14 protein-coding genes are annotated in these 14657 nt (G+C 74.8%); 3 read left to right on the top strand and 11 right to left on the bottom strand.

Features of this window, described 5'->3' with window-relative positions:
* Nucleotides 1–14 precede the first annotated feature (14 nt).
* The 5 genes from D7318_RS02130 to D7318_RS02110 form a co-directional block, all read right to left on the bottom strand.
* Complete coding sequence (locus tag D7318_RS02130) at nucleotides 15–248, bottom strand: hypothetical protein (protein WP_120695065.1); 234 nt, start codon at nucleotides 246–248, stop codon at nucleotides 15–17.
* A 23-nt stretch (nucleotides 249–271) separates the two neighbouring features.
* Nucleotides 272–1120 carry an RNA polymerase sigma factor SigF gene (locus D7318_RS02125; protein WP_408055436.1) on the bottom strand — a complete coding sequence of 283 codons (849 nt, stop codon included), beginning with the start codon at nucleotides 1118–1120 and terminating at the stop codon, nucleotides 272–274.
* A gap of 135 nt (nucleotides 1121–1255) precedes the next feature.
* A complete protein-coding gene (locus D7318_RS02120; protein WP_120695063.1) occupies nucleotides 1256–3055 on the bottom strand; it encodes a serine hydrolase domain-containing protein in 1800 nt (599 codons plus the stop codon).
* Between the two features lie 89 nt (nucleotides 3056–3144).
* The gene (locus D7318_RS02115; RefSeq protein WP_120695062.1) at nucleotides 3145–4452 is read right to left on the bottom strand and encodes an exo-beta-N-acetylmuramidase NamZ family protein; all 1308 of its coding nucleotides are present in this window, start codon (nucleotides 4450–4452) and stop codon (nucleotides 3145–3147) included.
* Between the two features lie 56 nt (nucleotides 4453–4508).
* Nucleotides 4509–6395: a glycoside hydrolase family 3 protein gene (locus tag D7318_RS02110; RefSeq protein ID WP_120695061.1), complete on the bottom strand. Its 1887-nt coding sequence runs from the start codon at nucleotides 6393–6395 to the stop codon at nucleotides 4509–4511.
* 226 nt (nucleotides 6396–6621) lie between these two features.
* Here D7318_RS02110 and D7318_RS02105 point away from each other — a divergent pair, with 226 nt between their 5' ends.
* A complete protein-coding gene (locus D7318_RS02105; RefSeq protein ID WP_120695060.1) occupies nucleotides 6622–6993 on the top strand; it encodes a DUF2255 family protein in 372 nt (123 codons plus the stop codon).
* A 14-nt stretch (nucleotides 6994–7007) separates the two neighbouring features.
* Here the strand turns inward: D7318_RS02105 and D7318_RS02100 are convergent, their stop codons facing one another.
* The 3 genes from D7318_RS02100 to D7318_RS02090 all read right to left on the bottom strand — a co-directional run bounded on the left by D7318_RS02100 (nucleotide 7008) and on the right by D7318_RS02090 (nucleotide 9487).
* Nucleotides 7008–8096: a LacI family DNA-binding transcriptional regulator gene (locus D7318_RS02100; protein WP_230423253.1), complete on the bottom strand. Its 1089-nt coding sequence runs from the start codon at nucleotides 8094–8096 to the stop codon at nucleotides 7008–7010.
* A 228-nt stretch (nucleotides 8097–8324) separates the two neighbouring features.
* Entirely contained in the window at nucleotides 8325–8879 is a 555-nt protein-coding gene (locus tag D7318_RS02095; RefSeq protein ID WP_120695058.1) for a YbaK/EbsC family protein, read from the bottom strand.
* A gap of 20 nt (nucleotides 8880–8899) precedes the next feature.
* On the bottom strand, nucleotides 8900–9487 hold the full coding sequence (locus D7318_RS02090; RefSeq protein ID WP_120695232.1) for a helix-turn-helix domain-containing protein: 588 nt from the start codon (nucleotides 9485–9487) through the stop codon (nucleotides 8900–8902).
* Between the two features lie 141 nt (nucleotides 9488–9628).
* Here D7318_RS02090 and D7318_RS02085 point away from each other — a divergent pair, with 141 nt between their 5' ends.
* The gene (locus D7318_RS02085; RefSeq protein WP_120695057.1) at nucleotides 9629–10489 is read left to right on the top strand and encodes a DMT family transporter; all 861 of its coding nucleotides are present in this window, start codon (nucleotides 9629–9631) and stop codon (nucleotides 10487–10489) included.
* A 27-nt stretch (nucleotides 10490–10516) separates the two neighbouring features.
* Here D7318_RS02085 and D7318_RS02080 read toward each other — a convergent pair whose 3' ends face one another.
* Nucleotides 10517–10984, bottom strand: coding sequence for a DUF4442 domain-containing protein (locus D7318_RS02080; RefSeq protein WP_120695231.1), 468 nt, complete (start codon nucleotides 10982–10984; stop codon nucleotides 10517–10519).
* A gap of 92 nt (nucleotides 10985–11076) precedes the next feature.
* On the opposite strand from D7318_RS02080, the gene D7318_RS02075 reads away from it, so the two are divergent.
* Nucleotides 11077–12171 carry a hypothetical protein gene (locus D7318_RS02075; protein ID WP_147437591.1) on the top strand — a complete coding sequence of 365 codons (1095 nt, stop codon included), beginning with the start codon at nucleotides 11077–11079 and terminating at the stop codon, nucleotides 12169–12171.
* Nucleotides 12172–12201: 30 nt separating this feature from the next.
* Here D7318_RS02075 and D7318_RS02070 read toward each other — a convergent pair whose 3' ends face one another.
* Entirely contained in the window at nucleotides 12202–13047 is an 846-nt protein-coding gene (locus D7318_RS02070; protein WP_120695055.1) for a spermidine synthase, read from the bottom strand.
* 63 nt (nucleotides 13048–13110) lie between these two features.
* Nucleotides 13111–14286, bottom strand: a complete 1176-nt coding sequence (gene tuf / locus D7318_RS02065; protein ID WP_120695054.1) for an elongation factor Tu — start codon at nucleotides 14284–14286, stop codon at nucleotides 13111–13113.
* Between the last annotated feature and the right edge of the window lie 371 nt (nucleotides 14287–14657).

Here is a 14657-nt window from a genome sequence, read left to right as displayed (position 1 = left end):
TGTGCGCCGGGCGCTCACGGTCTGTTGTGAGGCGCGGGGGCGCGTTCCGGCGCGGGCCGGGGCGCGAGCGCGGTGAGCGCGGGCGCCAGGCGGGCGGCGAGCGCCGGCGCGGACCGTTCGAGCTCGGCGGTCGCGGCGGCCAGGGCGGCGTCGGTGTCCGACCAGCGGTCGCCGTCGGCCTCGGCCCGCGCGAGGACGAGCTCGCGCACGCGCCGCCGCTCGTCGGTCGTGAACAGGGCGGTCTCCACGGGACCTTGACGCCTCGACGCGCTCATCGCCGGGTCAGCAGACCCTCGCGCAGGCGTTTGATCACGCGCGCGAGGAGGCGGGAGACATGCATCTGGGAGCAGCCGAGCCGTTCCCCTATCTCGGCCTGGGTCAGCTCCTCGACGAACCGCAGGTGCAGGATCCGCCGGTCACGCTCGCCGAGCCCGGCGATGAGGGGCGCGAGGGAGTGGAAGTCCTCGACCAGCGCGATGGCGGGGTCCTCGTCGCCGATGAAGTCGGCGAGCGCCGTCTCCCCCTCCTGGTCGCCGTCGATGGCGGCGTCGAGGGACGACGAGGTGTAGCCGTTGGACGCCAGCCGGGCCTCGATGACCTCGTCCTCGGTGAGGTTCATCAGCGCGGCCAGCTCGGGGACCCTGGGGTAACGCCCCAGGCGGGTGTGCAACTCCTCGGTGGCCCGGGCGAGTTGGACGCGCGCCTCCTGGAGGCGCCGGGGCACGTGGACGGCCCACGAGGTGTCGCGGAAGAAGCGCTTGATCTCGCCGACGATGTACGGCACGGCGAAGGTGGTGAACTCGACCTCGCGGGACAGCTCGAACCGGTCGATCGCCTTGATCAGCCCGATCATCCCGACCTGGACGATGTCCTCCATGTCGTCGCCGCCCCGGCCCCGGAAGCGCCCGGCGGCGAAGCGGACGAGGGACATGTTCATCTCGATCAGGGTGTTGCGCGCGTACTGGTACTCGTGCGTGCCCTCATCCAGCGTGGCCAACTGGCGGAAGAACAGCTTCGAGAGCGCGCGGGCGTCCTTCGGCGCGACCCTGCGTGGCTCCGCGACATCCGGCAGCGCGCCCGCGTCGCCCGCCCCGATCGTCCCGATCGTCGACACCGTCATCACCGTCATCGCCCCTTCCACACGTCCGCGACCTCGCCCACCGGCGAGGTCGCCGAGCAACTGAGCAGCTGAGCAACCGGCTCGGCGCCTACCCCCGTTGACCCGTCCCATGCGCGCCCTGGCCGCGCTCAGCGCTCAGCGCTCCGTCGCCGTCCAGCCGTCGGCGACGAAACGGGCGGCGTCCGCGGGGCGTTCGTCCGCCAGGAGCAGGCGGTGCCCCCGGGTGACGCGGATGGCGTCCACCAGGACGCCGCGGCCCTGGTGGTCGGGGTCGGTGCGGTAGGTCCAGCGCAGCTGGGTGGTGCCCGCGGGCACGGTGGCGGTGGCGTGGGCCCAGCGGCGCCCCGACCAGCCGTGGAACGTGCCGTCCGTCTCCCACCGCCAGTCGCCGGAGCGCAGCGCGAGCGGCACGGGCGCCCAGCTCGCCCCGCCGTCGCCCGACGCCTCGAACGCGCCGATGTCGTGGTCGGGTTCGGTGTCGTACCAGAGGCGGAACGCCACGCGCCCCTCGCCCGTGAGGCCGCGCACCGGCGTGGTCAGCGTCGCGGTGGCGCCGTCCGCGGCGCCCGCGCGCCACGCCGTCAGGCCCGAGACGGGCCTGACGGGGAAGGACCTGGCGAACGCGCGGGCCGGGCGCCGCCGGTAGACGCTGTCGGTGCCCCGGGTGCGGGTCGGGTGCACGCGGTTGGTCAGCAGCACGAACACCGTGCGCTCGACCGGGTCCACGGTGATCGACGTGCCGGTGTAGCCGGTGTGGCCCGCCGTCACCGGGGAGCAGAGGGCGTCCATGTAGGAGCGCTGGTCGACCTGCCAGCCGAGGCCGCGTGGCGAGGCGCCGATGTCGGCGTTGTGGTCGGTGAGCACCTGTCTCACGGTGTCGGTGGCCAGCAGCCTGGTGCCCGCGTACTGGCCGCCGTCGGCGAGGAGTTGGCCCAGGATCGCGAGGTCGGCCGCGGTGGAGAACAGCCCCGCGTGGCCCGCGACGCCGCCGAACGCCCAGGCGTTCTCGTCGTGCGCGCTGCCCCTGACCATGCCGCGCCCCGTGGCGGGCTGGTACTCGGTGGCGGCGATGCGCGGCAGCAGCTCGGGCGGTGGGTTGTAGCGGGTGTCGGCCATGCCGAGCGGCCCGGTGACCCACTCGGCGACCAGGGTGTCGAGGGGGTGTCCCGTGAGGCGTTCGACGAGCGTGCCCAGGACGATGAGGTTGAGGTCGGAGTACGCGTAGCCGCTGCCGGGCTCGCGGGCCAGGGGCGAGGCGTGGATCGCGGCGAGGCGGGCCTCGTTGTCGGGCAGCGACCACAGGTTGAGCCATGCGACCAGGCCGGAGCGGTGGACGAGCAGCTGCCTTGCGGTGATCGGCGCCTTCGCCGGGTCGGCGGCGGCGAACTCCGGCAGCGTGGCGGCCACCGGCGCGTCCAGGTCGAGCGCGCCCCGCTCGGCGAGCCGCGTGGCGACCGTCGCCGTGAACAGCTTGCTCACCGACGCCAGGTCGAAGATCGTGTCCCTGGCCATGGGCACCCACGCGTCGCGCGGCAGCTCGACGGGCGTCGCGGTCGCCTCGTCCCAGCCGGAGTAGCGCACGGCATGGCCGCGCGCCTCGTGGGCGACGATCACGCCGTCGCGCGCGGCGAGCAGCACGAAGCCGGGGAACGACGGCGCGGGCCTGCCGGGCCCCGGGCTCAGGAACGCCTCGGCCTCATCGACGATCCGTGCCACCTCGTCGCCGATCAGGCCCACCTCGTCGGGGCGCCCGTACCGCAGCGCCCGTGAGCGGGTGGGGAAGCGGATGTCGTCGGGCGTGAGGGTGGGCGGTCCCGCGCGCCAACGGCCCGGGCCCGCCCGGTCGTCGGCGCGCGCGGCGTGCGGCGCGGCGGCGGTGAGCAGCGGCGCTCCGGCCGTCGCGGTCAGGCCGTGCAGGAAGCGGCGGCGTCTCATCGCTGCGGGGTCCTCTCGGATCGGCGGGGGTGGGGCGCACGGGGATCAGGGGCGTCAACGTGTCAACGGCGTCGGCGGCGTCAGCGGCGTCAGCGGTAGATGAGGTGGTCGCGGCGCAGGCGGCGGAAGGCGGCGAGGTCGTCCTCCCAGAGCGCGGGCAGCTCGTCGGCGTCGGCGCCGTCCTCGATGGCGAGGCGGACGGCCCTGTTGCCGCTGAGCTTGTCGAGCCAGTAGGCGGTGCCGCCGTCCTGGGACCGCCAGCGGTGCTCGGGGAAGAGCCGCCACTGCTCGGTGAGCAGGGTGAGCGCGACGGCGATCGGGTCGTGGGCCTCAGGGTCGGTCACCTGGACCTCGACGCCGCCGCAGGTCTCCCCGGCCCACTTGGCGAACGTGGGGTTGAAGTACGCCTCGCGGAACCGGACTCCGGGAACGCCGCGGTCGTTCAGCGCCTCGGACCAGCGGTGGTCGATGCCGGGGGCGCCGAGCAGCTGGAAGGGCAACGTGGTGCCACGGCCCTCGGAGAGGGCGCTGGCCTCGAACAGGCATGTGCCCACGTAGAGGTCGGCGGTCGCGGGGGTGGGCATGTTCGGCGAGGGCGGCACCCAGGGCAGCCCGGTGTCGGCGTAGCGGTACGAACGGCGCCAGCCCCCGAGCCGTTCCACGCGCAGCTCGGCGGCGCGGCCCCCGGTGGCCTCGGGGACGAAGACCGCGTTGAACAGCCCGGCCAGCTCGCCGATCGTCATGCCGTGCCGCTGGGCGATGGGCTTGAGGCCGACGAACGAGGCGTGCTCCGGGTGCAGGACGGGCCCGGTGGCCTCGGCGCCCGAGAGGGGGTTGGGGCGGTCGAGGACGACGAACCGCAGCCCGAGGCGGGCGGCGGCCTCCAGCGCCAGATACATCGTCCAGATGTAGGTGTAGAAGCGGGCGCCGACGTCCTGGATGTCGAACACCACGGTGTCGAGGGCCAGTTCGGCGAACAGCTCCTCCATGGTGGCGGCGTCGTTGTACGCGTTGTAGACCGGCAGGCCCGTCTTGGCGTCGATGAAGAAGTCCTCACCCTCGCCCGCCTGCGAGGTGCCGCGGAAGCCGTGCTCGGGGCCGAGGACGGCGACGAGGTCCACGCGCCCGTCGGCGACCATGACGTCGACCACATGGTCGAGGTCGCGGTCGACGCCCGTGGGGTTGGAGATGACGCCGACGCGCTGCCCCGCGAGGGAGGCGTAGCCGTCGGCGCGCAGCGCGTCGAACCCGGTGGTGACCCGGCGCCCTGGGCGCGCGGGCCGGGCGGGGGCGGCGGCAGCGGGGGCCGCCGAGGCGGCCAGGGCGGCGGGGGCGGCGGCCAGCAGGTGTCGGCGTCGCAGGAGGTGGCGCGGGGGTTGGCGCGGGGGTTGACGCATCGGTTCCGTCCTTCGCTTCTCGCTCGTTCTCTTGCGCTTCTCGCTCGTTCTCCTGGCTAGGGGTAACGCAGGCCGTGGCCCAGGGGGTGGAGCACCCGGTCGGGGTCGTCCGCGGCGGGGATGTCCACGGGCAGCGTGCCCAGCGGGCCGCGCTCGCCGAGCAGCACGGCCGCCGCGGCGTCGAGGGCGACCGGCACCGACGAGTAGAGCGCGAGGTGCGCGTCGGCCGCCGGGTGGTGGGCGATGTCGTAGGGGACGTCGGTGGAGACGGTGACCACGGGCCTGCCGGTCGCGGCCAGCGCCTCGACGAGCGCGGCCTGCCCGGCGTTGGCGGCGGTGTTGGCGGTGACGACCAGCACGGTGTCGTGGCCATCGGCCGCCGCGACGGCCTCGGCGATCGCGTCCGCGTCCGGGTCGGTGCCCGCGGGGTGGGCGGTGGCGGGCAGGCCCTTCGCGGCGAGCCGGTCGGCCAGGCCGCGCACCGCGCCGCCCGCGCCCGTGACCAGCGCGTCGCCGCCGTCGGCGGCCAGCGGCAGGGTGGCGCCCTCGTTCCGCACCAGGGTGGTGGTGCGCCCGGTGATGTCGAGGGCGGCGGCGCGGTGGTCGGCGTTGCCCACGATGTCGTCCACCCGGTCGACGTCGGCGAACGGGTCGTCCACGACGCCCTGTTCCCACTTGAGGGTGAGCACGCGGCGGACCGACGCGTCCACGCGGTCCTCGGTCAGCTCGCCCGAGGCGACGGCGTCCATGACCGCCCGGTGGGCCAGCTCGAGGTCGGGCGGCATCAGCAGGAGGTCGACCCCGGCCGCGAGCGCGCGGACGGGGACCTCGGCGTCGGGGTAGGTCTCGCGCACGCCCGCCATGCCGAGCGAGTCGGTGATGACGACGCCGTCATAGCCGAGCTCCTCGCGCAGCAGGCCGGTCATGATGGGCTCGGAGAGGGTCGCGGGCGCGCCCGACGGGTCGAGCTCGGGGAACCGGAGGTGCCCGCTCATGACCGCGCCCGTCCCGGCCTCGACGGCGGCGGCGAACGGCGGGGCGTCGAGCGCGCGCCACTCCTCCAGGGTGTGGGTGATCTCCGGGAGCCCCACATGGCTGTCGACGGCGGTGTCGCCATGCCCGGGGAAGTGCTTGGCGCTCGCGACCACGCCGCCGTCGGACTGGTATCCGTCGACCTGGGCGGCCGTCAGCTCGGCGGCGATGGCCGGGTCGCCGCCGAAGGAGCGGACGCCTATCACGGGGTTGGCGGCGTTGACGTTGACGTCGGCGACGGGCGCGTGGTTCATGGTGATGCCGACGGCGCGCAGCTCGGCCCCGGCGATGCGGGCGGCCTCGCGGGCGTCGTCGGGGTCGCCTGAGGCGCCAAGGGCCATGCCGCCGGGGAAGCGGGTGGCGGGCTCGCCGAGGCGGGTGATGACGCCGTGCTCCTGGTCGGTGGTGACCAGCAGCGGCACCTCGGACGGCTGGTCGAGCGCGGCGCGCTGGAGGCCGTTGGACAGCTCGGCGACCTGGACGGGGTCGGCGAGGTTGTCGGACCACGTGAAGTAGATGATCCCGCCGAGGTGGTAACGCTCGACGGCCTCGCGGCCGTTGGCGACGCCGAGCCACTCCTGGTTCCTGGCGACGTCCTCGGGGTCGTCCGTGTCGGCGGTGGCGCCGTAGGCGTAGGTGACGAAGAGCTGGCCGACCTTCTCCTCCAACGTCATCGACGCCAGCCGCTCGTCCACCCACGCCTCGGCGCGCGGCGAGGTCTCGGCGGGCGGGGTCTCGGCGGGCGGGGCGGCGGGGTCCGAGGTGGGGGCCGGGGCCGGGTTCGGGGACGGGTTCGGGGACGCGGTGGGCGCGGGGGTGGCCGTGGGGGCGGGGGTGGTCAGCAGCACCCCCGCGGTCACCGCCGCCGCGGTGAGCGACCGGAGGAGCCTCCTGCGTCGGGCACGGGACATCGCGCACTCCTGTGGGGGGAGGGGAGCGGAGGGGGAGCCTTCGATTCCCGAGAATGGCGTAAATCTCCTCCAGATCAAGGGGGTTGGGAGAGAAAGATTCCTTCAGCGGCGCCGTCAGGGCCACGCGGGCGGAGCGGCGAATGCCGGGGATGGCGGAGCGCCCGGCCTACCCTCGTTCCGTCATGAGCCGATTTGTCGGCAATGCCGGACGTTGAGGAGCCGCACGATGACCCCCGAATTCGCCGCCGTCAAGGACTACCTGGACACCGCCAACACCATCCGCATCGCCACCCCGCTCGCCTCGGGCGGCGAGCGCGAGACCCCGATCTGGTCCGTCACCGTCGACGACGTCCCCTATGTGCGCAGCGCCTACGGCGAGGGCTCCCACTGGTACCGGCGGGCCACGCGCGCGGGCCGGGCGACCATCGTGTCCGACCGCGGCAGGCACCCCGTCGCCGTGACCCGGGTGGACGACGAGGCGACCCGCGCCGCCGTGGACGACGCCTACCGCGCCAAGTACGCGCGCGAGGCGTCCTCGCTCCAGCCGCTGCTCGGCGAGACGTCCCGCGTCACGACGCTGCGCATCGGCGAGCCGTAGGGACCGCCGTTCGGTCAGCGGGGCCGCGTCGGGGGCGGGGCGACGGAGTCGCGGAGCACCACCCGGGTGCCGAGCAGGACGTGCTGGTCGGCGGGGGACGCGGCGGGGCCGTGCCGGTCGAGCGCGAGGCGGACGGCGGTGCGGCCCATCTCCTCGTAGGGCACATGGACGGTGGTCAGCCGGGGCCGCAGATCCGTGGCGGGCGGCACGTCGTCGTAGCCCACGAGCGAGATGTCGTCGGGAACGGCGAGCCCGGCCTCGGTGATGGCCCGCAGCGCCCCGGCGGCGACCGCGTCGGTCAGGGCGAAGACGCCGGTGAAGTCCCGGGCGCGGGCGAGCCGTTCACGCATGGCGACATACGCCTCGCCCCGGTCGAACGACGCCTTCTCGACCAGCGCGTCCCGATGGGGGACGCCGAAGTCGGCCAGCGCGCGGCGATATCCGGCGAGGCGCTCGGCGCTCGTGGTCAGCGCGGCGTCGCCGCCGAACAGCAGCACGTCGCGGTGGCCCGCGGCCAGCAGGCGCCCGGTGATCGCGTGCGCGCCGCCCTCGTTGTCGTACTCGACGACCGTGGCGGGCACGGCCTCGCCCAACGGGGGGCGGCCGACGAGCACCAGGCGCGAGCCCGACCGGTCGAGGGAGCGGGCGAGGGCGGCCATCGTGCGGCGGTAGGGCTCGTCGTCCACGACGCTGCCGATGAGGATGACGGCCTCGGCGCCCTGCTGGCGCATCAGGTGCACGGCCTCGAGCTCGCGCGCCGGGTCGCCGCCGCTCACACAGAGCAGGCACAGCCGTCCCCGGCGGGACGCCTCCTCCTCGATGCCGTGGGCGACCTGGGCGAACGAGGGGCCGCGCACGTCGCTGAGCACGAACGCCACCGTCTTGGCGCCGTGGCCGCGCAGCGCGCGGGCGTGGGTGTTGGCGACATAGTCGAGATCGCGCAGGGCCTTCTCGACGCGGCGGCGGGTCGCGGTGGCGACCGGGTAGTTCCCGGCGATCACCCGGGAGACGGTCGGCACCGAGACCCCGGCCCGGAGTGCGACATCCTTGAGCGTGGCCCGTCCGCGCTCGGCGCGGCCGGGCACCCCGCTCTGTGTGGTCACGGCGGCCAGTGTAATCCGCCACACCGGCCGGGGAGTCCGGCACGGTGCTCCCGAACACCCTTCCGCACCAGGGGCGTTGGGATCGGGGGACGCCGGTCGGCCCGGGGCCCCGGCCCCGTCCGGGCGACCTGGGCTACCGAGGGGTGACGCGGTGGGCGAGGTGGAGACCTGGCCACGGGCCCAGATGCCGGATCAGTCGGGGACCGGTCCGCGCCCCGCGAAGAACGCTCAGCGCCCCAGGCCCTCGATCACCTCGGCGCCCGCGATCTGGAGCAGGGCCTTGCCCGGCACGATCAGCTTGCCCCTGCGGCGGCCGCTGCCGAGCAGCACCCACGGCAGGTCGACGACGGCCGCGTCGAGCAGGACGGGCCAGTCGGCGGGCAGGCCGACGGGGGTGATCCCGCCGTACTCCATGCCGCTCTCGCCGACGGCGACCTCGTGCGGCGCGAACGACGCCTTGCGGACGCCGAGATGGCGGCGGACCGTGCCGTTGACGTCCACCCGGGCCGCGGAGGGCACCACGCACGCGGCGAGACGCGTCTCGCCGCCGCGCCTGCCCGCGACCACGACGCAGTTGGCGGAGGCGGACAGCAGGTCGGAGCCGTGCGCCGCGACGAAGTCGGCGGTGTCGGCCACCGCGGGGTCGCTGTCCACGAACACCAACTGGTCGGCGGGAACGGGCCCCGACCACGCGGCGACGGCCGCGGACACCGGCTCGGGGAGCAGCTCCAGCGCCTCGGGGGCGGGCCGTGCGTCGGGGAAGTCACCGATGGGAGCGCGCATGTCGGCACCGTAGCAGCAGGTCATCCGCGGGGGGACGGGGCCGAGGCGGGGACCGAGACGGCCATGGTGAGCTCGACGGGGTCGGCGTCCTCGTTCCGGTAGCCGTGCGGGACATGGGAGGGGAAGACGGCCGAAGTGCCCGCGTCGAGGCGGTGGTCGAGGCCGTCCACGCGGAGCGTGAGCACCCCTGCGGTGACATGCACCAGCTCGGTGGTGCCCACGAGGTGCGGGTCGGACTCGTGCCCCTCGCCCGGCATCAGGCGCCAGCTCCACAGCTCGAGCGGGCCCGGCGACTCGGTGCCGACGAGCAGCGTGCTGTGGCTGCCCGCCTGGGTGGCCCACAGGCGGACCGTCTCCCCCGGCGGCACGACGCGCACCGCGGGCGGCGCCCCGGCGTCGAGCAGGGTGGCCACGCTCACGCCGAGCGCGTCGCCGATCTTGACGACCGTGCCGACGCTGGGATTGGTCCTGGCCTGCTCGATCTGGATCAGCATGCCGCGGCTGACGCCCGAGCGGGCGGCAAGGGCGTCGAGGGTCAACGCCCGTGCGGCACGCAGGCGTTTGAGGTTTCTGGCGAGCGACTGGGTGAGCTGGTCGAGATCGGTCACGGACGCCTTCCGCACATCGTGGACCCGCGGCGTGGATCACTATCCTGTACCGCAAGCTCATTTCAATGAACTACGCTGGAGTGGACTCTTTCGTTCACCACACTGTACCGATCGTGTGGTCTCCCGTCCCGGAGGTGCCGCATGGTCGCCCTTGCCCTGGTCACCAGCCTGCTGTGGGGCCTGGCCGACTTCGGCGGCGGCCTGCTGACGCGGCGGCTGCCCGCGCTGACCGTCGTCGTGGCGTCGCAGGCGCTGGCCGCGGTGGCGCTCGGCGCGGTCGTGGTGGCCACCGGGGCGTGGCACGAGGCGGACGCGCGGCTGTGGTTCGCGGTGGCGGCCGGGGTCATAGGCCCGGTGGCGATGCTGGCGTTCTACCACGCGCTGGCCCTCGGCCCGATGGGCGTCGTCTCGCCGCTGGCCTCGACCGCGGCGGCCGTGCCGATCGGGCTCGCGCTGCTGCTGGGCGAGCGGCCGGGGCCCTGGCAGTGCGCGGGCCTGCTCGTGGCGTTCGGCGGCATCGTGCTCGCGGGCGGGCCGCTGCGGCGGGGCGCGCCGGTGCGGCGGCGCACGATCGGGTACGCGCTGTTCGCCGCCGTGGGGTTCGGCGCGGTGCTCGCGCTGATCGCCGAGGCGTCGACGTCGGTGAACGGCCTGTTCCTCGCGCTGTTCGTGCAGCGGGTGTGCAACGTCGCGACCGGCGGCGCCGCGCTCCTGGTCGCGGCGCGGCGGGGCGCTCCCGTGCTGCCCCCAGGCGGCCGGGCGACGCTGCTGCGCGCGCTGCCCGCGTTGACGTTCGTGGGCCTTGCGGACGTGGCGGCCAACGGCACCTACGCGCTGGCCGTCGGCATGGGTCCCGTCACCGTGGCCGCCTCGCTGGCCGCGCTCGATCCGGTGGTCACGGCGGTGGCGGCGCGCGGCGTGCTGCGCGAGCGGCTGCGCGCGGCGCAGGCGACGGGCGCGGGGCTCGCGGTGGCGGGCACGCTCCTGCTGGCCTCGGGGTGAGGCGCGCGCCCGCGCCCGACGCGCCGCTCAGCCGGTGGGGCGCAGCGTCCAGGTGATCGTCATCTCCCCGGCGACCGCGCCGTCCTGGCGCTCGATGGCGACCGCCACGGGGAACTCAGGGCGGCCGCCCGCCCGCAGCTCGGCGAGCACGTCGTCGACGGGGCGGCCGAGCGTGGCGGTCGCCGTGACCGGGCCCTTGGCCAGCTTCCGGTAGGCGATCTCGGCGCGCACGGCGAGCGGCACCGCGTCCGAGAGGTGGTCGCCGAACGCCGCGAGCACGATCGCGCCGCTCGCCGACTCCCCCAGCGTGAACATCGCGCCGGCGTGCGGCCCGCCGATGTGGTTGTGGAAGGCGGCCTCGTCGGGCAGGCGGACCACGGCCCGGTCGGCGTCCGCCGCGAGGACCTCGAGGCCGAGCGTGCGGACCATGGGGACGGTGGCGGCGAGGAGCTCGCCGAGGGCGGGGCGGGCGTCGGCCGTCTGTTCGTCGGTCATGAACACAGGTTACCAACGGGTAAGTCGCAGGTGCGTAGCAATACCCGAGGCCGACGTAGCCCCGGCGCACGCCGGGCCGTAGGGTCACGCGCATGAGGGCAGGAGAACAGCAACCGGGGGGCGAGCCCAACTCCCCGTGGTCGAACCCGTATCAACAGCCCGGGTATCAGCAGCAGAACCCCTACCAGGGCGCGACGCCGACCGGGCAGCAGCAGTGGGGCACCCAGCCGGGGCAGCCCCAGCCGGGACAGTGGCAGCAGCCGGGCCCGTTGGGCCCGCCGACCGATGGCCAGGGCGTGCCCGCACCCGACGTCCCACCGCCGGGCGGGAGTTCGGGCGGGCGCAAGGGCAAGACCATGGCCATCGCCATCGTCTCCGCCACCGCGGTGCTCGCCGCCGCGGTGATCACCGGCGTCGTCGTGCTGAGCGGTGACGACGACGGCGGCGACGCGGGCGCGGGCGGCGACTCCTCGCCCAGCCCCTCGGAGGAGCCCACGGCGGAGGAGGAAGGGCCCGACCTCGGCCCCGACGACCCGCGCCAGGGCATCGCCCAGATACCCGACCCGGTGGTCGCGCCCGACTGGCAGGTGCAGACCCTGGAGAACCGCCACATCGCCTTCGACGTCCCGGCCGAGGACTGGACGATCGGCAGCGAGGGCATGTACGTCGGCTACGAGGACCCCGAGGCCGAGGAGCCCGCCGACGACGAGGAGTGGGCGCCGCCCGAGTTGTATGTCTCCATGGCGGGCGCGGCCATCTTCATGGACGGCTGGTGCCCCGAGTCGGAGACCGGCGCGAGCTGGCGCGCGACGGCCGGGACCAAGGGCGCGCAGGGCGCGACCGGCACCGAGGAGGCCGCCTACAACGAGGCGGGCGCGTGGGCCTGGGCGGCCTACGACCCCGACCGCGAGGGCACGATCGAGGTCACGGACGCGGTGCCGTTCGAGAGCGACCACGGCATCGTCGGGCACACCGCGACCGCGACCGTCACGGGCGTTCCCGAGGACCCCGACGAGCCGTGCGGCTCACCCGGCGGCGGCAAGGTGATCACCGTCTCCTACCAGGACCTCAGCAACGACATGGCGACCTGGGTGCTGGTCATGGACACCGGCTACGAGGGCGAGCCCTCCCAGGAGACCATCGACCAGATCCTCAGCAGCCTGCGGCCCTTCCCGGTCGAGGAGTGACGCCAGGTCGAGGAGTGGAGCCCGCCCGCGTCAGCGGATGGTGAACGCGCCCGACGGCGGGCGGGGCGAGGGCAGCGGCGCGTCGTCGGGCACGGGGGCGGCGTCGCCGATGAACCGGTCGAGCACCTCGCCATCGACCACCCGGGCGGGGAACGGGTCGGCGGCGGCCCGCCGCGCGATCCCCGCGGTGTCGAGCGGGCGCCGCGAGGCCGCCACCACCACGTTGCCCAGGCGCCTGCCGCGCAGCACCGAGGGCTCGGCGACCAGGCACAGCTCGGCGAAGTGGGCGCGCAGCGTGGCGAGTTGGGAGCGGAGAAACGCGAAGGGCGCGGCGTCGGCGAGGTTGGCCGCGTAGACGCCCCCGGGGCGCAGCGCGCGGGCCGCGGCCCGGGCGCAGCCCAGGGTGGTCAGGTGCGCGGGGACGCGGCTGCCGTTGAAGACGTCAGCGACCACCGCGTCCACCGTCGCCTCGTCGGTCGCGACCAGCCCGGCCAGCGCGTCCCCCCGCTCCACGGCGATGCCGCCGCCCTCGGGCAGCGGCAGGTGCTCGGCGACCAGCGCGACCAGCCCGCCGTCCGCCTCGACGACGCGCTGCCGCGCCCCCGGGTGGACGGCCGCCACCCGGCGGGGCAGCGTGAACGCGCCCCCGCCCAGGTGCAGCACGTCGAACGCGCGCCCCTCGGGCACGGCGGTGTCGAGCACGTGCGCGAGCCTGCGCGTGTACTCGAACTCCAGGTGGGTGGGGTCGGCCACGTCCAGATACGACTGGGGCGTGCCGTCCATCGTGAGCAGCCAGGCGCCGTCCCTGTCGAGGTCGGGCAGCAGGCGGGCCTCGCCGAAGTCGGTGTCCCTGATCACAGGCAGCCGTTCGTCCACCCACCCATTGTCCACCCCCCGTGGTGGCCCCCCGCCCGGCGGTCACCGGGCGGGGGGCCACTCTCACGGGCGTTCGACCGCGGTCACGGTGCCCGCGCCGACCGTGCGGCCGCCCTCGCGGATCGCGAAGCCGAGCCCGGGCTCGAGCGGCACCGGGTGGCCGAGCCTGACGTTCATGGTCACGGTCTCGCCCGGCAGCGCCATCCCCGCGTCGCCCAGCGCGATGTCGCCGACCACGTCCGCGGTCCTGATGTAGAACTGCGGCCGGTAGCCGGTGACCACGGGCGTGCGGCGGCCACCCTCGTCGCCGCCGAGCAGGTACACCTCGGCGGTGAACGCGTCCCGCGGCGTCACGCTGCCTGGCCTGGCCACCACATGGCCCCGCCGCACCGCGTCCCGCGGCACACCGCGGAGCAGCAGCGCGACGTTGTCGCCCGCCTGCGCCTCCGCCATCGGCTTGCCGAACGTCTCGAGCCCCGTGACCACCGTCTCCGTGTCCGCGCCCAGCACCTCCACGCGGTCGCCCAGCCGCACCGTGCCGCGCTCGACGGCCCCCGTGACGACCGTGCCGCGGCCCGTGATGGTCAGGACGTTCTCGACCGGGAGCAGGAACGGCGCGTCCAGGTAGCGCTCCGGCACCGGGACCCAGGTGTCCACGGCGTCGAGCAGCGCCTCCACGGCCGCCGTCCACCGCGGCTCCCCCGCGAGCGCGCCGAGCCCGGAGACCCTGACCACCGGCAGGGCCTCGCCCGGGTAGCCGTGCGCGGTCAGCAGCTCGCGGACCTCGAGCTCGACCAGGTCGGTCAGCTCGGGGTCGCCCGCGTCGGCCTTGTTGAGCGCCACGACGACGTGTTCGACGCCGACCTGACGGGCCAGCAGCACGTGCTCCGCGGTCTGCGGCATGACGCCGTCGACGGCCGAGACGACGAGGATCGCGCCGTCCAGCTGCGCCGCGCCGGTCACCATGTTCTTGACGTAGTCGGCGTGGCCCGGCATGTCGACGTGCGCGTAGTGCCGGGTCTCCGTCTCGTACTCGACGTGCGCCAGGGTGATGGTGATGCCGCGGGCCGCCTCCTCGGGGGCCTTGTCGATCCGGTCGAACGGGACGAACGTGCCGGTGCCGCGGTCGCTGAGCACCTTGGTGATGGCGGCGGTCAGCGTGGTCTTGCCATGGTCGACGTGCCCCATGGTGCCGATGTTGAGGTGGGGCTTGGTGCGCACGTATGCCTGCTTGGGCATGACGGTCTCTTCCTCGCTGCTGAGGTGGGATCCCGGCGCGCGGCCGGGACACGGACCCCTGGCTTCCGGCCGACCCTCCCCCTGCGGGGTCCGCGGAACGATCCGGGAAGGGTCAGCGTCGGGCGCCGTCGGCTGCGACGAGGGAGAGGCCGGGGAGATCGGCGAGGAGGAACGTGAGGGCAGCCCTCGGCGCGGCCGCTGCTGCGGCCGACGCTGCGGGGAGGGCGTACCGGATCACGGAAGCGATGATGACGCGCCGCGGGCTCCCTGTCGAACGGTTTTGTGGAGGCCGCGGTACGAGGCACTCCCCCGGCTGGCTTAGAGTGATCCCGATCAATCAACCCCACGCGTTTCTCGCACTTCTCACGCTC

Origin of the sequence: Streptomyces radicis (genome assembly GCF_003626575.1) — a bacterium.
Taxonomy (GTDB): domain Bacteria; phylum Actinomycetota; class Actinomycetes; order Streptomycetales; family Streptomycetaceae; genus Streptomyces; species Streptomyces radicis.
This window is presented reverse-complemented; position numbering and strand designations above follow the sequence as displayed.